This window comes from Leptothoe kymatousa TAU-MAC 1615 (assembly GCF_018739865.1).
GTDB classification, from domain to species: domain Bacteria; phylum Cyanobacteriota; class Cyanobacteriia; order Phormidesmidales; family Phormidesmidaceae; genus Leptothoe; species Leptothoe kymatousa.
In genome coordinates this window covers 126,717-142,294 of the sequence record NZ_JADOER010000013.1, presented here as the reverse complement: position 1 = coordinate 142,294, position 15,578 = coordinate 126,717, and the positions used below count along the sequence as shown (strand labels likewise).

General features: G+C 49.2%; 12 protein-coding genes, 1 tRNA gene and 1 CRISPR repeat array. Of the genes, 8 read left to right on the top strand and 5 right to left on the bottom strand.

The window, feature by feature from the left end:
• The first annotated feature begins 90 nt into the window (after positions 1-90).
• Together cas12k and IXB28_RS15135 are read left to right on the top strand one after the other, a co-directional pair.
• Positions 91-1,584 carry a type V CRISPR-associated protein Cas12k gene (cas12k, locus tag IXB28_RS15140; protein WP_326521068.1) on the top strand — a complete coding sequence of 498 codons (1,494 nt, stop codon included), beginning with the start codon at positions 91-93 and terminating at the stop codon, positions 1,582-1,584.
• 517 nt (positions 1,585-2,101) lie between these two features.
• Positions 2,102-2,788: a CRISPR direct-repeat array (repeat unit 37 nt; unit sequence GTCGCAAAACCTTACCCTGGCCAGGGTGGGTTGAAAG).
• A gap of 316 nt (positions 2,789-3,104) precedes the next feature.
• A complete protein-coding gene (locus tag IXB28_RS15135) occupies positions 3,105-4,085 on the top strand; it encodes a tyrosine-type recombinase/integrase (RefSeq protein WP_215619439.1) in 981 nt (326 codons plus the stop codon).
• Positions 4,086-4,323: 238 nt separating this feature from the next.
• Here IXB28_RS15135 and IXB28_RS15130 read toward each other — a convergent pair.
• Positions 4,324-4,397 (bottom strand) — tRNA-Val (locus IXB28_RS15130).
• A gap of 214 nt (positions 4,398-4,611) precedes the next feature.
• On the opposite strand from IXB28_RS15130, the gene IXB28_RS15125 reads away from it, so the two are divergent.
• The 3 genes from IXB28_RS15125 to rpsU all read left to right on the top strand — a co-directional run bounded on the left by IXB28_RS15125 (position 4,612) and on the right by rpsU (position 7,551).
• Positions 4,612-5,370 carry a DUF1350 family protein gene (locus IXB28_RS15125; protein WP_215619438.1) on the top strand — a complete coding sequence of 253 codons (759 nt, stop codon included), beginning with the start codon at positions 4,612-4,614 and terminating at the stop codon, positions 5,368-5,370.
• Between the two features lie 131 nt (positions 5,371-5,501).
• A complete protein-coding gene (locus IXB28_RS15120; protein WP_215619437.1) occupies positions 5,502-6,944 on the top strand; it encodes a tetratricopeptide repeat protein in 1,443 nt (480 codons plus the stop codon).
• 418 nt (positions 6,945-7,362) lie between these two features.
• A complete protein-coding gene (gene rpsU, locus IXB28_RS15115) occupies positions 7,363-7,551 on the top strand; it encodes a 30S ribosomal protein S21 (RefSeq protein WP_215619436.1) in 189 nt (62 codons plus the stop codon).
• Between the two features lie 536 nt (positions 7,552-8,087).
• Here rpsU and gloA2 read toward each other — a convergent pair.
• On the bottom strand, positions 8,088-8,471 hold the full coding sequence (gloA2, locus tag IXB28_RS15110) for an SMU1112c/YaeR family gloxylase I-like metalloprotein (protein WP_215619435.1): 384 nt from the start codon (positions 8,469-8,471) through the stop codon (positions 8,088-8,090).
• A 243-nt stretch (positions 8,472-8,714) separates the two neighbouring features.
• On the bottom strand, positions 8,715-9,854 hold the full coding sequence (locus tag IXB28_RS15105; RefSeq protein WP_215619434.1) for a metallophosphoesterase family protein: 1,140 nt from the start codon (positions 9,852-9,854) through the stop codon (positions 8,715-8,717).
• 89 nt (positions 9,855-9,943) lie between these two features.
• On the opposite strand from IXB28_RS15105, the gene trmB reads away from it, so the two are divergent.
• Positions 9,944-10,600 carry a tRNA (guanosine(46)-N7)-methyltransferase TrmB gene (gene trmB / locus IXB28_RS15100; protein ID WP_215619433.1) on the top strand — a complete coding sequence of 219 codons (657 nt, stop codon included), beginning with the start codon at positions 9,944-9,946 and terminating at the stop codon, positions 10,598-10,600.
• A gap of 44 nt (positions 10,601-10,644) precedes the next feature.
• On the opposite strand, the gene IXB28_RS15095 is transcribed toward trmB, so the two are convergent.
• Entirely contained in the window at positions 10,645-11,091 is a 447-nt protein-coding gene (locus IXB28_RS15095) for a hypothetical protein (protein WP_215619432.1), read from the bottom strand.
• Positions 11,092-11,547: 456 nt separating this feature from the next.
• The gene (locus IXB28_RS15090; protein WP_215619431.1) at positions 11,548-13,947 is read right to left on the bottom strand and encodes a glycoside hydrolase family 9 protein; all 2,400 of its coding nucleotides are present in this window, start codon (positions 13,945-13,947) and stop codon (positions 11,548-11,550) included.
• A gap of 555 nt (positions 13,948-14,502) precedes the next feature.
• On the opposite strand from IXB28_RS15090, the gene IXB28_RS15085 reads away from it, so the two are divergent.
• The gene (locus IXB28_RS15085) at positions 14,503-14,835 is read left to right on the top strand and encodes a hypothetical protein (protein WP_215619430.1); all 333 of its coding nucleotides are present in this window, start codon (positions 14,503-14,505) and stop codon (positions 14,833-14,835) included.
• Between the two features lie 334 nt (positions 14,836-15,169).
• Positions 15,170-15,574: an NUDIX hydrolase gene (locus IXB28_RS15080; RefSeq protein WP_215619429.1), complete on the top strand. Its 405-nt coding sequence runs from the start codon at positions 15,170-15,172 to the stop codon at positions 15,572-15,574.
• The last annotated feature ends 4 nt before the right edge of the window (positions 15,575-15,578 follow it).

Below are 15,578 nucleotides of genomic sequence, written 5' to 3'. Positions count from 1 at the left end.
CAATTACTTAGACTCTGAGTAGGGGGTGCCGAAGTGGACATCACAGGTGCCGAAGTGGACGTCACTTAGCATAGCCAACCGCTAGAAAAGATCAAGAAAAAGGCAACTCAAATTCTTAAGGATACTAAACAAAAATACGAAGCTAGCCAAATAGATGAAGTTCCAAGCTCTAGCCAGAAGTCATTTATCAGAAGTCGTTTGTTTAAGCGATATCGATCAGCTAAACAGCCGTTGACTCAATGTGCGATCTCATACTTGCTCAAAAACAATTGTAAAATTCCCAAGCAACCCGAAGACCCACAAAAGTTTGCTCAACGGCGGCGTAAATCAGAATTACAAGTCAAACGTATTCAAGAACAACTTGAAGCAAGAATCCCCAAAGGACGAGATTTAACTAGTCAAGCGTGGCTATCAACCCTTTTGACCGCGACTTCTACGGTGCCAAAGGATAACCAAGAGCATAAACGCTGGCAAAGTCGCCTTCTAACCAAACCCCGCACTATACCCTTTCCAATTCTGTTTGAAACTAATGAGGATCTCTCATGGTCCTTAAATTCTAAAGGTCGCCTTTGCGTTCATTTTAATGGTCTCAGAGAACATACCTTCCAGATTTACTGTGATCAGCGACAACTCCCCTGGTTCAAGCGCTTTCTAGAAGATCAACAAACCAAACGCACTAGCAAAAATAAACACTCCAGTGCGCTTTTTACCCTTCGTTCTGCTCGTATTTCCTGGCAAGAAATAGATACTAAGGGCCATCCCTGGGATAACCACTGTCTAACCCTTTCATGTACCGTTGATAAACGCCTCTGGAGCGCAGAAGGCACAGAAGAGGTCCGCCAGGAAAAAGCAGCCGATACCGCTAAAATCCTCACCCGTCTCAATGAAAAAGACAGCCTCTCAAAGACTCAAGTAGCCTATGCCCGACGACTTACTTCAACTTTAGAAAGGCTAGAAAGTTCTTTTGACCGTCCCAGTCAGCCCCGCTATCAAGGACAATCTCAAATCATTGTCGGTCTCAGCTTAGGCTGGGATTCACCCTTAACCCTGGCTATTTGGAAATCCGATACACAGGAAATCTTAGTTTATCGAAGTCTTCGACAGCTATTAGCTAAAGACTATCCCCTCTTTCTCAAGCAACGACGAGAGCAACAAAAGCAATCCCATCAACGCCATAAAGCCCAATGTCAAGGCAAAGGGAACCAGTTTGGAACATCTAACTTAGGACAGCATATAGACCGATGGCTGGCAAAAGCTGTGGTTAAGACGGCTAAACAATACGATGCGGGCAGCATTGCCATTCCATCACTAGACAACATTCGAGACATTTTACAAACAGAAATTGATGCTAGAGCTGAGCAAAAAATTCCAGGATATGTAGAAGCCCAAAAGCGCTATACCAAACAATACAAGAAAAATATCCACAAATGGAGCTATGGCAGACTGCTGGACCAAATCACCAGCAAAGCTAGCCAGGAGAACCTTGCAATAGAAAAATCTAAACAACCACTATCAGGGACTTCCCAAGCAAAAGCTAAATCCGTTGCGATTAATGCTTACGAATCGAGAAATATAGTACATTAGAACCATAAAGCCTTATAATTGCTCTAACAATTCTTGTACTTTGAAAACTGAATCTCTAATAGCGCCGCGACTCATGCTCTGCCTCTGAGTCGTGTTAAATAAGGGTTAGTTTGACTGCCAGAAGGCAGTTTTGCTTTCTGACCCTAGTAGCTGCTCACCCTGATGCTGTCGGATAAGAAGCTTAGGCTTCTTAGAAGAGATTAAGTCTGATAGAACATTGCTTTCCTATTATGACGTAGGTGCGCTCCCAGCAACAAGGGCGCGGATATACTGCTGTAGTGGCTACTGAATCACCTCCGATCAAGGGGGAACCCGCCCCCATTCTTACTTTCAGCGTATCTGAAAGTGACATATCCTAGCGACGATTCGCGCAAGCATGAAACCCTTTATTTATAGGGGTTTATGATTCTTGCCATATTCGAGCAAATGGACTTACGAACAAAATCCAGGACGGCACAACCGATCCGCGCAAACATAGTCTGTAATGCTTATTACAAAAGGCTTTCAAATGCGTGGGGTCGCAAAACCTTACCCTGGCCAGGGTGGGTTGAAAGTGAAGCTAACCGACTACCCTGCAACCGACAAAGCGTCGCAAAACCTTACCCTGGCCAGGGTGGGTTGAAAGCACCCAGGTCGCCCGCAATGAGGCATACTCTAGGTGTCGCAAAACCTTACCCTGGCCAGGGTGGGTTGAAAGTCATCACTCTTATCAAAGAGATATTCGTAATACATGTCGCAAAACCTTACCCTGGCCAGGGTGGGTTGAAAGGAAGTGACCAGCGCAGGCGGCGCAACAACCTACACGTCGCAAAACCTTACCCTGGCCAGGGTGGGTTGAAAGTGGACAGAAGGATATTGCACCTGCAGTTGAACGCCCAGGTCGCAAAACCTTACCCTGGCCAGGGTGGGTTGAAAGAGATGATCAAATTGAGGAAAGCTACGACCTAATCCGTCGCAAAACCATACCCTGGCCAGGGTGGGTTGAAAGAATTCGTTCTAACTGGAGAACAGCAATGCCTTTCGTCGCAAAACCATACCCTGGCCAGGGTGGGTTGAAAGATCTGTTGGGGCTCCTTCTATTGGTTTGCTTAGCCGTCGCAAAACCATACCCTGGCCAGGGTGGGTTGAAAGACCGTAACCCAATGCAACAGAGATACTTTAGCCGAGGTCGCAAAACCATACCCTGGCCAGGGTGGGTTGAAATTGAACGATTTTAATATGTGGATATAATTGGCGGGTTGAAAGAGAGCGCATCGTTGACAACGATCAATGCGCCTGCTGAGTGGGATTTACTCCCGTATTGTTAGTAAATCGGATTACGATAAAGCGATTAAGCCTATGCATTTATTGAGTTTCAGAACATCCAAAGCAGTCACCTTTTCAAGTAGGAATCGTTTGCGTAAGTTTTTGGGTAGTCAATAAAAATGGAATTATTTTGGGTAGAATCTGCGCTAGGAAAAGAGTGGTACATAGATTGGGGCTTCTGCTTCATGGGTTACCTCAAATAAGGGGAGATCTGTATGACTCGTGATATCCCTGAGCCCACCTTTATTGAATTTGAGCAAACAGCGACCAACCCAGGGCGATTAGTCGAAGATTTGGGTTGGCAGCGGGTAGTAGAGTTTTTGCGATCCCGTGAACTATCCTCCAGTACCCTCAAAGCCTATGAACGGCAGCTGAAGCTCTTCTACACCTGGACCCAGAACAGCGATTGGCATAACATCACCCACCGAGACATTGACCGCTACAAGCAGCACCTGAAAAGCCGCCCCAGTAAGCGCGGGGGGACACTCTCTCCAACGACAATTAATCAGGCCCTGGCCACCTTAAAGAGTTTTTTTAAGTGGCTCACCGTCAAGGACTATATCACCCGTAATCCCACCCTCACCATTGAATTTCTCAAAGAACCTGCTAAACCCCCTCGGGATTTAGCTGAAACTCAGGTTAATCGACTATTTGAGTCCCTGGTCTATCGGGGAGATTCCGAAGTGCGAGACCGGGCAATTCTCCAGGTACTTAGCCATGGGTTAAGGGCTAGAGAGGTCTGTGGTCTGGATATCAGCGACTATGATGGACGGCGATTGAAGGTACGTGAAGCAAAGTGGGGCAGTGATGGCCTGGTCCCTCTGAAACCAGCCGCGATCTCCGCCTTAGATAGCTATTTGGGATGGTTAATACGCAATGGGTTTACCGCTAGCAAGGAAACTCCCTTATTTATCAGTTTGTCTAATAACAGTCGGGGGAAACGTCTGGGCTACAGTGGCATCTATGACCTGGTTAAGGATTTGGCTAAAGCCAGTGAGTTAGACGACATCCATCCCCACCGCATGAGACATACCTTTGCTACCTCACTCGTAGCAGCTGGCATGAATCCGTTGTTGGCTAAGCGAGCTGTCCGCATCCGTTCTGACAAGATTTTTGCCAGGTATAGTGACCGTGCCTTAGATATAAAAATGGAAGAAGCTTTTAAAGAGATTTATGGTGGCCTTGAAGAGTCGTGATTCTTTAAACTCACGTTGTGGGCACAGCCAAAAACGTAGAAACATATTCATTAAGACTTTGGAGCTCATAATAGAGTTGTGTTAGCCTGTAGTTATGCATTGACTATAATCTGTAAGCTATTTTGAAAGCTTTACTTTCGACCACAACAATACGTGAATAGTCTTGGACGACAACAATTAGTTTCGATGACACTAATTAGTCCCCGACGACAATAACGTGTCACTAATTCCAATTAAATGGACGTAACTGGATTCGAACCAGTGACCTCATCGATGTCAACGATGCGCTCTAACCAACTGAGCTATACGTCCTCAACGGCTTATAAGCATAACATAGCAACTCCAGGTGGAGCAACGCATTTTTAGAAAGATTGCAGAATATAGTCCCAAGGACGTACCAGTGTGACCTCATCGATGCGCTCTAGCCAGCTTAGGGTTGCCGAGTGACTGCCAAGGGGAGAAGACCGAATCATGGGAGCTGCTAAATTCATCTACGATAAGTCAGGATGTAGAGGACGGCTGAATTATGAACTGGCAAGAGGTGGCGGGCAATTGGCTATTAGTACCGCCCAATCCAGTGGGAATTATTCATTTTCTGGGGGGGGCCTTTGTGGCGGCGGCCCCCAGTGTCACCTATGGTTGGCTGTTGGAAAACCTCTACCACCATGGCTACATCATTGTGGCGACGCCCTTTATCAATACGTTTGACCACGGCGCGATCGCAACCGAAGTGCTCACCACCTTCGACCATGCCATGATATACCTGCGGCGCCAGGTCATCGGCGACCGCCACTTTCCCATCTATGGCATGGGCCACAGCATGGGGTGCAAAGTCCACTTGCTCATCGCCAGCCTGTACCGCGTAGACCGGGTCGGCAATATCCTCATCTCATTTAATAACTACCCCGCCCGCAAATCCATTCCCCTGCTAGAACAGTTTGTTCAGTTCGCCCCCGATTTTGACGTAGAGTTTACCCCCAGCCCCATACAAACATTAGATTTAGTCCGCGATCGCTACACCGTAGGGCGCAATCTGCTGATCAAATTTCGAAAAGACACCATCGACCAAACCTACAACCTCAGCGATGTGCTCCACCAGCGCTTTCCGCAGCACACCGCCATCCAAATCCTCAAAGGCACCCACACCACCCCCATCGCTCAAGATGTCCGGTGGCAGCCCGGCTCATCCTTTACCGCATTTGATGCCATCGGCCAGTTTGTAAAACAAGAGTTCTACAGAGACCTAGAACAGCTCAAAGAAACCGTAGTGCGGTGGCTCGGCTAAACGAATCCCAATTTTTAGCGTTAACGCGCCCCAAGTCTAATTAGAAACGACCACCTTAGATTTCCGCCTACTGCAGGACGACGGATTTAATATTTGTTGTTAGTGTAAATAAAATTCTTTTGCTCTATCCTATGCTGCTTCGTCTGCTCACCCTTGGAACTGTCTCATTTTTACTCATCTCATCAGGCCAGCTGGTGTGGGCCAATGTGCCGAGTGTGTTGGCCCAGGCAGAGGCAGAAACGATAGAGCCGGAGGCTGACGATGCCGCAGAAACCACCGCGCCAGAAGTTGTTCCTGCAGCAGAAAACACGGAGTCTGAGCCATCTGGTGAACAGGTGGGAGAAGAATCCCTAGACGCCGTGGATCAGCTGATATTGACGGGCCTAAGTCAATATGAAAATCGAGACCTGGCGGCGGCTAAAACCACATTAGAACAGGCACTGACGGCGGCCCGTGACAATGAAAACCAACCCCAGGAGGCCTTTACCCTCACGATGCTGTCGGTGATCACCGTCAATCAAGCCGATTATAATTCGGCCGCAGACTATGGCCAGCAGGCCACCACCGCCCTAGAGGGGGTGGACGATCCGCAGTCAGCGGTGGTGGCCCTCAATGTCCAAGCGCGAGCGGCCCAGGGGTTAGGCAACTTATCGGAGGCGGTTACCTACGGCCAAGAGGCCCTGCAGCTGGCGGAAAGCATTGAATTCGATTCGGGCAAGCTAAACTCCCTACACATTTTGGCCACCACCTTTGCCGCTGTGGACCAATACCCCCTCGCCTTAGAGGCGGCCCAGCAGGCGATTCCCCTAGCCCAGCAAGAACGAGACGGGGACATCCTGCTCAGTTCCCTGAATGTGGCTAGCTCTTCCCTGTTGGCCCTGGATGAGCATGAAACGGCACTGACGGCGGCGGAAGATGCGCTCAATATTGCCACCCAGCTAGAAAATGACCGGGGCCGTGCCTTTGCCCTAAATCATCAAGGCATTGCCCACTATCATCTGTCGAACCTAGATAAGGCGATTGAGCTGCAAACGGAAGCGCTCAAGCTAGCCGAAGACCTGGGGGTGGTCGATGTTCAGTTTACGGCGCTATATACCTTGGCCCTGGCTCATTACGACCAGGATGACGTGGATACGGCGATTAAGTTTTATCAGCAACGCCTGGACCTGAGCCGCGACGTGGAGGCCCTAGGGGCTGAACTGCAGTCGTTGCTGTGGCTTGGTTCGGCCTATTTGGATAGTGAACAATATCAGGCTGCGATCGCATCGTTTAATGAGCTATTAGACCTGTCTAAAGATCGTAACCAACCCCTATTCCAACGCTGGGGGCTATCGGGGTTAGGATTTGCCCATTTTCAATTAGCAGACTATCCCGTGGCCCAAGGACATTTCGAGCAAGCGTTAGAGCTATCCCAAACCATTGGCGACCGTGGGGCCGAATTTGAATTTCTGAATTTATTGGCCGAAGTACACCAGGCGCAGAATAATACCGAACAGGCCCAGACCTATGCCACTCAGGCCGAAGAACTACGCTCAGAAGTAGAGGCTGAAGCCAACGACGAAACCGACGAATAACTCTCACCCGTCGATAATAATTTAACAACAAGGAGAGGCTGGAGATAATGATTATCTCCAGCCTCTCCTTGTCAAGTAGTTATTTAATAACTGTTACCTAAAGTACTCACCCCTACAATTATTTCGGTTACTTTACTAACTTTATTTTGTTGCAGCCGTTGAAATATATTTATACTCAAGGCTGTTTGAAACGTCGTCTTCGAACATTTTTTGGATAGTATGCAAGTTTAAAATTTGGTTAGAGCAAAGATCATAATCGGAACAGATTAGGTCAGTGGTGCATTGGGCTGCCCTGGGCCTAGTTTCCGTAAGTTGTTATGGAACTCTTAAATCTGGAAGTGAGAACCGTGGATCTGCTTTTCGTAGACGACTTGCAAACCGCTGAAATTTATTGATGAATCAAGGAGTGTTAGGTTCAATGGCCCAGGTCATTATTGGTGAAAATGAGGGGATCGAGTCAGCGCTACGTCGCTTTAAACGACAGGTATCAAGGGCCGATATCTTTTCAGATATCAAGAAGAAACGTTATTTTGAAACTCCTATTGAAAAAGCTAAACGCAAAGCAATTGCCCGTCGTCGTAAACGTCGCTTTAAGACGAGTAGCTAATGTGACCAACAAGTCCGGGCAGCGGGCGCTTTAAGACGAGCACTTAACGCCAACATTAACTGGTCAGCGGGCGCTTTAAGACGAGTAGCTAATGACCAACAAGTCCGGGCAGCGGGCGCTGCAAGACGAGCACTTAACGCCACATTAATTGGTCAGCGGGCGCTTCAAGACGAGCACCTAGGGCAACCCTATAACAGCAACGGGGTGACGAAGAGTATCTTCGTCACCCCGTTGCCATAGTAAAAGCTTGTGCCTTTAAGCGGCGTTGCCTAGCATAATCCACCCCTTATAGGCGGTTTAGAAATAAGGTTTTTTCATATGTCCTAACTGTACTCCGCCTAAGTCTTTAGGAACGTGCGTGAAATCACATATTTTTAAGTTTCATGTCACAGGTTTTCTGTTATATGACAACAAATCCTTTTGATATGGTTGTTTCGGTTAAGTCGCCACGACAAATAAATTGTGGCAATTGCCGATATCGAGTGATCTCGGTGTCTGAAAATGGTCAATTTCGCCTGCTCGGCCTGGTCAAAATATTACTGTTCGTACAGTTCTAGGGGCAGACCATCGGGGTCCTGAAAAAATGTAAACCGTTTGCCCGTTAGTTCATCGACGCGTACGGGTTCAACGCTAATTTCATGGTGCTGTAGGTGGTCAATGCACTCGGTTAAATTGTCCACAGCCAGGGCTAAATGACGTAACCCGCAAGCTTCTGGACGAGTCGGGCGCTGGGGCGGATTGGGAAAGGAAAATAGCTCAATTTGGGCATTGCCTATGTGCAGATCCAGCTTGTAGGAACGGCGCTGCTCACGCCAGGTTTCGCAGATGATCTTGGCCCCTAGAATTTCACTGTAAAAGTGTTTAGAACGCCCGTAGTCCGAGCAAATGATGGCGATATGGTGAATGGCATTGATGCGCATGGTCAGCAGTCTCCATGGGTTAGTTTTGGTTAGCTTTGTCAACCCCATTTTTAGGATTATTGGCAAAACCTGACTTTAAAGAGCGTCTATCTACGACGATTCGTTCCAATCATTTTTTTTGATTGCATCGCCATGTCATTTGATGGTTTCCCCTGCTAACTTAGAGATGGCTTAAAAATGCTTGGTGCATTAAACAATCACAGCTAACTTGGCAATATTCCCCGATCCTGCGCGGTCGGGGTTTCACTTTTTTGGGACATATTCATCCCCCACCGCGGTCTGCAGCCACAGGCTGGTGTTGTTATCGATGCATTGGGGAGTGCCGTCAGGGGTGGTAGCGCTAAATGTTTGGATATAGCGCTGTACCTGGGGGGGAAGTTCTGGAAAATCGAATAGGGCATCGCCGCCGGCAATGCCGGCCCAGAAGTTACGAAGTATGTGGGCATACTGCTCTGCTTCGGTGGGCTCTAGATGTAGGGGGCGGCTGGTGAGCAGCTTCATCATAAAGGGAAAGGATCGATCCCCCATCCATTTTTGGGAGGTGGCTTGTAATGTGGGCCAGTCGGGCACGGCTTCAATCCGTTGGGAGGTGATGTCTAACCGATAATCGCTGCCATGGGTGGTGAGTTCGCAAAGACGATAGGGGTGCGGGTAGCTGACCAATGACCCGGTGGTAATTTCGTAGAGCCCATCGGCCTGGGCCACATCTTGCACATGCAGGTGCCCGGTAAACATTAGGGGCACATTCGCGGCCTGTAGTCGCCGGGTGAGTTCGGGGGCGTTGTTGACCATGTAGCGCTGCCCCATGCGGCTGCCAGACTGGCGGGGCAGGTGTTCTAGGGCATTGTGATGCAGCATCACCAAGGTTAGCTGATCCCTTAGCCCAGCTAGCTGGTCGTCGAGCCACTCTAGCTGGGCTGGGTCTAGGCAGCCGGTGTACAGGGGCTCACCATTGGGGTCAAACCCGTTGGAGTTGAGGCCAATGAGATGCAGCCCCGGCTTTAGCTGGTGGTGGTAGTAGGGCTGCTGGGGGTTGGTGTAGCCAAAGGCCTGATATAAGTGGACAAATTCGTCGATGGAAACGGTGCGATCGCAACCATCTCGCCTCACCACATCATGGTTTCCCGGCACCACATAGACCGGAAATGGCAACTGTCCCAGACGCTGAATCAACCACTCATGGTTTTCCCGTTCCCCATGCTGCACCAAATCCCCCGGCAGCAGCAAAAAATCAATGCCCACCTGTTCCAGGTGATCCAAAATTTGCTCCAATGCTGGAATGCTCACCTCAACTAGGTGAAAACGGGAAGGAGAATCCCATATGGTATGGGGTAAGGCAATGTGCAGATCGCTCACCACCGCAAAACGCGCCAGAATGGCCATAGGAGTTGATAAAGTAGGTAGTCGTTGGGCACTCTCGTCTAGCCTAGCCCCATACCTACGGGGTTTGCCAACCCTAACTCTGTTTCACCATGTCCCGTGTGCGCCAACACGTTAATCCCCTTAATATCCGATACAGCAAGCCAGTGACCCCACCGGCCTGGTCGGATATATTTGCCCACCCCACCCAGCCCCTTCACATCGACATCGGCTGTGCCAAGGGCTATTTCATTCGAGATATGGCCCAGCTGTGTCCAGACTGGAATTTCCTCGGTCTAGAAATTCGAGAGCCGCTGGTGGAACAGTCCTTAAAACACCTGGATCAGCTGGGGTTAAATAACCTGCATATGCTGTTCTGCAACGCTAACAACTCACTGCAGCCCTTACTTACAAGCCTGCCTCAGCCCCCCCAGCGGGTCAGTATTCAATTTCCCGATCCTTGGTTTAAAAAACGCCATCAAAAACGACGGGTGGTGCAGCCCCAGCTCGTGGCGGACCTGGCCGAGTTTATGTTGCCAGGGGCCTGGGTGTGGCTACAGTCAGATGTGGAAACCCTAGCTGAAGACATGGTGCTAACCTTTGCCGAAAATCCACATTTTCAGCGCTCCTTTGAGCCTCCCCATCCCTCACCCCCCGGCATAAACGGGCCCTGGCTAGCGGACAACCCCCTACCGGCGATGACCGACCGCGAACGGGTCACCCTAGACCAGGGGAAACCGGTATATAGGGCGCTGTTTATCAAGACCTAGAGCTGATATTTCCTCCAGGCCGATGCTCAACGGCTAACCAAGGCCTATTCGGCAATGGTCAAGTTATAGCGGTGGCGACCTGCCTGGTCAAACGAACCGACCCACACCTGGTAGGTGCCCTTGGAAAAGGGTCCACGGACTTCGGCATCACGGCTTTGGCGGGTGGCATTATCATTGCAATGAATCATGCCCGGTCCCTGCACCAGGATGGTGGTATCGGCGCCACCACTGTCCACAGCCATGGTTAACTGATTAAAGTCTTGCTCTAGGGTGACGATATAGTCGGGGGTGCGATCGGCGTAGCCCAAGCAAAATTCACCGTTGCTGTCACGGCTCGCAATATTGGCTAAGCCATAGGAGCCCACGGTTTCTCCACTAAGTTGAGTCGAGGCAAATCCTAAGGCCAGCTTCATTTCACCGGCCTGGGCGGCGGCGGCTAAAACTAGGGGCAATGCTACACCCGCTAATTTCAAGAACGTTGATTTCAACATGGTTGTACCTCAGGATCACACACAGGGGGAAAAAGTCATCATAGACGTCCATTACGGCTAGGCTATCAACGGGTCAGAAGACTTTACTCTCTTGGGACAAATTAAGGAGAGTGTTGCCACCTTAGTCTATGGAACGATGATCAGGGTCTAAAGCTAGATAGCTTTAAGGTATCGACTTTGTTGTTCGATTAAAACCAGATGATGACGCTTTTCAATACTGGTACAATCCTGCCATCATCAGGACAAAAATCAAAAATTAACAATGTTTTTTGATTGTTATATCCCCTGGGTTAGAGAGAAAAACCGCTCAAATTACCAAGAAGGGTGAAATGTTTGCCCAACAGCCGATAAAGTCGTTTTTTTCCATTGTTTTCTCGGCCTACAAGGTTGTTATGGCAACGCACACCATGGCGTATATTAATGGCTCATCAGATTTGGCATACCCCATGGCTGGGGTTATTCATTTTGGTCGTTGGCCGCAATATAGCCCCAGCTGTAGGCGGTGGGTCCAATGGACTGGTGTACGGTAAATTCAGTCACCGGCACATAGTAGTACGAGTCAAAATAAGCTTCAGACGTGGGCCATTCCCAGGGGCTAGGGTTCATTTCCGGGGCAAATTTTTTAATCGCCTCTTCCCAGTTGCCCGCATGGCCATTGGGATTTTGAACATCCATGGGGCCATAGACGGTAATTCCCGGCGGCGGTTCTTGCCCGGTGACGCGCACGTCAGCCATGAGCGGCATCTTAGGATTGCGATGCCCCAAACCGATGGTATACATCATGTTGCTTGGGTTGGCCCCGGCCGCGAACTGGGTGGCCAAAATGCCAAACCTGAGGTACGCTTCATCCCCCGTCAGACTGTGGGCATGGAACAGGGCCCGGGTTTTGGGGGTGGTCATAGAGCCCCAGCCAATGGCACTTTTGGGATCCGCATTCCACTTAAAGCCAGTACTTTCAATACTGTCCATATCTTTTTTAGCCGCCCGTAAAATGGCATCTATGGCGTTTTTCCGCACTGCTTCATTCACCGGACGTTGGGTGCGGCCATAGACAAATGCACTGTGGCTCTGGTCGTAGTGGCCGTGGGACGAAATCACGGCATCTGCGTTTTGAAACACCGTGGTGTTTAGAAATAGCTGATGCCATTTATCGTCGCCCGTGAGGCGATAGAGTTCGGCGGCGGCTAGGTTACGGTTGGAGCCAATAATTTCATGCTGTTCTTCGGTGGCGTTGGCTAGTTCTGCTTCGGCCCAGTCCATGGCTCGAATAGCACTGTCGCGATAGGTTTTGGCCAATGCCTTATCGTAGTTTTCTAATACGTAGGCAGCGCGGGCGGCCACATTGGCATAGAAATAGCTGGACCAAATGCCAGGACCGTACACCATCACATCCAGAGATTCTTGCCAACTGCCCTGGCCCTTTTTGGGATGCTCCGCGGATTCAATCCCCCCGGGGATGCCCCCAGCTTCTGTTTGTAAACGGCGAAATACATCCAACCCCCATAGGGCTTCATCTAAAATGTCGGGCAGGTTGTTGTTGGATTCTGGCAGGTTGAGCTTAAGGTCACCAAAATAGTCTGGATGGAGTTCCAGCAGTTCTAGAAACGACCGGCTCACATGCAGGTGTGGAATGCGTCGGTCCCAATCTCCGGCATCCATCCATCCGCCCCAAGCATTGGACACTTCCTGATCGGTTTTGGTATTAACCAACGATTCAAAGGCACTGGGGGCCTGATTCCCATAGAGAAAGCCCATGCGCGTCTCCATCAGCGGCACCGTGGATTGATGGACCACCATGCCATCCTCTGGATGGAACGATCTTGGCCGCTGGTAGTTCGTGTAGGGGGCCTCTAGGGCAATGCCGCTACGCTGGTGGTACATGCCTCGAGCAGAGACAAAAAAGCCGTCGCGCCAGGTATTTTCGCCAATTTCAAATTCGTAGGACGTGCCTACGCCATCGACGTAAATTTGGTACTGGCCCGCCACTGAAAAGTCGCTAAAGTCCATGATGAAGACATCGGTCTCATTATGGTTGCGTCCCTGGGAGTCGCGATAGTCTTTTGATTGGGACAGTTTGGTTTGGCCTTCGTATACCTTGTCTCCCGTGGCCACATCAATCAGCCAGAAGGGTTTGTTTTCTTCATAGTTCACCCCACCGCCATTGCCCATCCAGGTCGATAGAAATGCCACCTTGGCTGGGTCATCGGGGTCAAATCCCAGGTGGGAGATCTGGACAGCTTCGCTACGGGTTTGCTCTGGCTTATATATAAATGTAGTATTCTGTATTCCCTTTTTGCCAAAGTTGATTTTGTAGGTTTCCCCCACCACCAGGTCTTCGGGCAGTTCTAGATATAGGGTGTGCACCATGGGCCATTCAAACTTCCAGGAGGCCGTTTCGGCCATGGCCCGGATATTGCTTTTGCGATAGATATTTTTGGGTGTCAGCTTGGTGCGATCGCTGGTAATAACTTTGTAGCCTTTTAAGCTATCCACACAGTCGGTGTTGAGCTTTGGCCCCACATATTGATCGGCCAGCCAAATCGTATTGGGAACGTCGGGAACCAATTGACCGAGGGCTTTGCCCTGGCGCCATACCCAACCGTGGCGCTTGACGTTATCCCCAGGCTCGGCTTCGTAGGCAACCTGTTTACCCCGTATCAGTTCACCGGTTTCGATCCGTAAGGCCACGATATTTTTGCTTACGGTGTAAACATGGGTAACTGGGATAGTTAAATTGGCAGCATCGGCCGTCGAGGCGATACTGGCAACGGTGGTTTGATTGACTGAGCTGATGTTGGCACTACACTGGCCACCGTTAGTCCAACCAAGTAGAAATGAGAGAAGGGTTTCTAACATCGAAATACTTACGGGGTGGACGTTTAAAAATGGGTGCTGACACACACAATCTATGTGTCAAGTTTTATTATTGCAAAGTTCCCATTCGTTTCTAACAGCCGTAGTATTCGTCTTCAGGATAAATGCGTAAGTTTTATCAGTAGGCTTATACAAGGGTGCGATCGCCCACTGACTTACCAGGTTGCCCAGGGCTGGTTACCGCGCCTGTTGGGATAAGTTAAACGGCCCCCTTCAGCCCCTATGGGCCTGTTAAAAATTAAAATCATGGCCCTGGGCATTTACATGGCTGAAAAAGTTTTGCCGACTGAACCCGTGCAGTCGTTTCTTACCGGCTCCTAGGTTCATAAATTAGGAATACAGAGCTTTTTATGATCACAATCAGTAATTTGTCGTGATATTCCGCTCAATAAGTTGTTCAATCTATTAACGCCTCCGCATTAGTGCCTCAACTGCGGTTAAAAATTTGACAGACAGGGAGCCTTGCAGACTCAGCGAACTGTCTATTTAGAATTAGCGAATTTTGTTTTCAGGCATAATCTACATTAGTTGGGACCTATGGAAAGTAATATATTGGCAATCGTGCGCAAAGAAGTTGCAAGTAGCATCGTCGATAAATTGGTCGCATTAAGGGGCTATGACTATGCAGATGATGAGCAACGGTCAAATGCAATCAATAATTTTGCCCAATTGCTTAAAGTCAACCAAGAAGGTGTGCTCTTCAAAAGTTGCCTAATGTTAGTTCAACAAATTTCTATCAATCAGCCGTTTATTAACCAAGAACGGCTCAATGAATTTATTGCCGAGTGCCTGACCGCGCCATCTCGGTGCAAGACACCGGTTATTTATGGAAGGGCAGCTCAGGAACTCGAGAAATTGCACCGCATGTAACACACTGGCTTCAAATCCCATATTCAGAATTACCCTCTGGGGATGATTAAAAATTCTGTAAGCTTTTACCCACAAAGGGTTTAGACTCTACGAATAGTAAAGATTTTAGTAAATTTAGCCCTGCCCCAAACACTATTGGGTGGCTGCTTTTTTGCTCAAAGCTCTCCTAAGCAGCAGCATTAAATACATTTTTATTTAGCCACTATCAATACTCTCTTTTTCATCTACTATGGCCAACGTCCCAAGGGCGTTGGCTGTAGCTATTGAGCACATTATCCAAAGCCAATGTGGCCAACGCTATATAATTGGGCGTCCAGCGCTAAAAGAAATTTAAATGGCCCCATCTGTACTCCATGTTGTTGCCTATGCGGTGGTTGAGCAACAAAAACTGCTCACGGTGCGCAAAAAGAATACCCAGAAGTTTATGTTTCCAGGGGGCAAGTTCCAACCTGGCGAAAGTGCCGAGGCGGCCATTTACCGGGAAGTCAGGGAAGAACTAAGCTGTGAGATTGATGCCCATACCTTTCGGCCCTTGGGGGAGTTTGTTACCATCGCCGCCAATGAAGCCAACACCCAGCTAGTGGCAACAGTTTTTCAAGGGGGGTTGTTGGGCACCCCCACCGCCTCTAGCGAAATTGCCGAACTGCAATGGATCCCTATCCTGGCCCAGGACTATGCCATTGAGCTAGCCCCATTGCTAACGGACTGCGTTTTGCCCCGCCTTAGGCAGAGATTTTAACCCC

Coding starts and splice junctions, on each gene's coding strand:
- rpsU (WP_215619436.1), top strand. CDS start 7,363: ATGGCCCAGGTCATTATTGGTGAAAATGAGGGGATCGAGTCAGCGCTA.
- IXB28_RS15125 (WP_215619438.1), top strand. CDS start 4,612: ATGAACTGGCAAGAGGTGGCGGGCAATTGGCTATTAGTACCGCCCAAT.
- trmB (WP_215619433.1), top strand. CDS start 9,944: ATGTCCCGTGTGCGCCAACACGTTAATCCCCTTAATATCCGATACAGC.
- IXB28_RS15080 (WP_215619429.1), top strand. CDS start 15,170: ATGGCCCCATCTGTACTCCATGTTGTTGCCTATGCGGTGGTTGAGCAA.
- IXB28_RS15095 (WP_215619432.1), bottom strand. CDS start 11,091: ATGTTGAAATCAACGTTCTTGAAATTAGCGGGTGTAGCATTGCCCCTA.
- IXB28_RS15135 (WP_215619439.1), top strand. CDS start 3,105: ATGACTCGTGATATCCCTGAGCCCACCTTTATTGAATTTGAGCAAACA.
- gloA2 (WP_215619435.1), bottom strand. CDS start 8,471: ATGCGCATCAATGCCATTCACCATATCGCCATCATTTGCTCGGACTAC.
- IXB28_RS15090 (WP_215619431.1), bottom strand. CDS start 13,947: ATGTTAGAAACCCTTCTCTCATTTCTACTTGGTTGGACTAACGGTGGC.
- IXB28_RS15120 (WP_215619437.1), top strand. CDS start 5,502: ATGCTGCTTCGTCTGCTCACCCTTGGAACTGTCTCATTTTTACTCATC.
- IXB28_RS15085 (WP_215619430.1), top strand. CDS start 14,503: ATGGAAAGTAATATATTGGCAATCGTGCGCAAAGAAGTTGCAAGTAGC.
- IXB28_RS15105 (WP_215619434.1), bottom strand. CDS start 9,854: ATGGCCATTCTGGCGCGTTTTGCGGTGGTGAGCGATCTGCACATTGCC.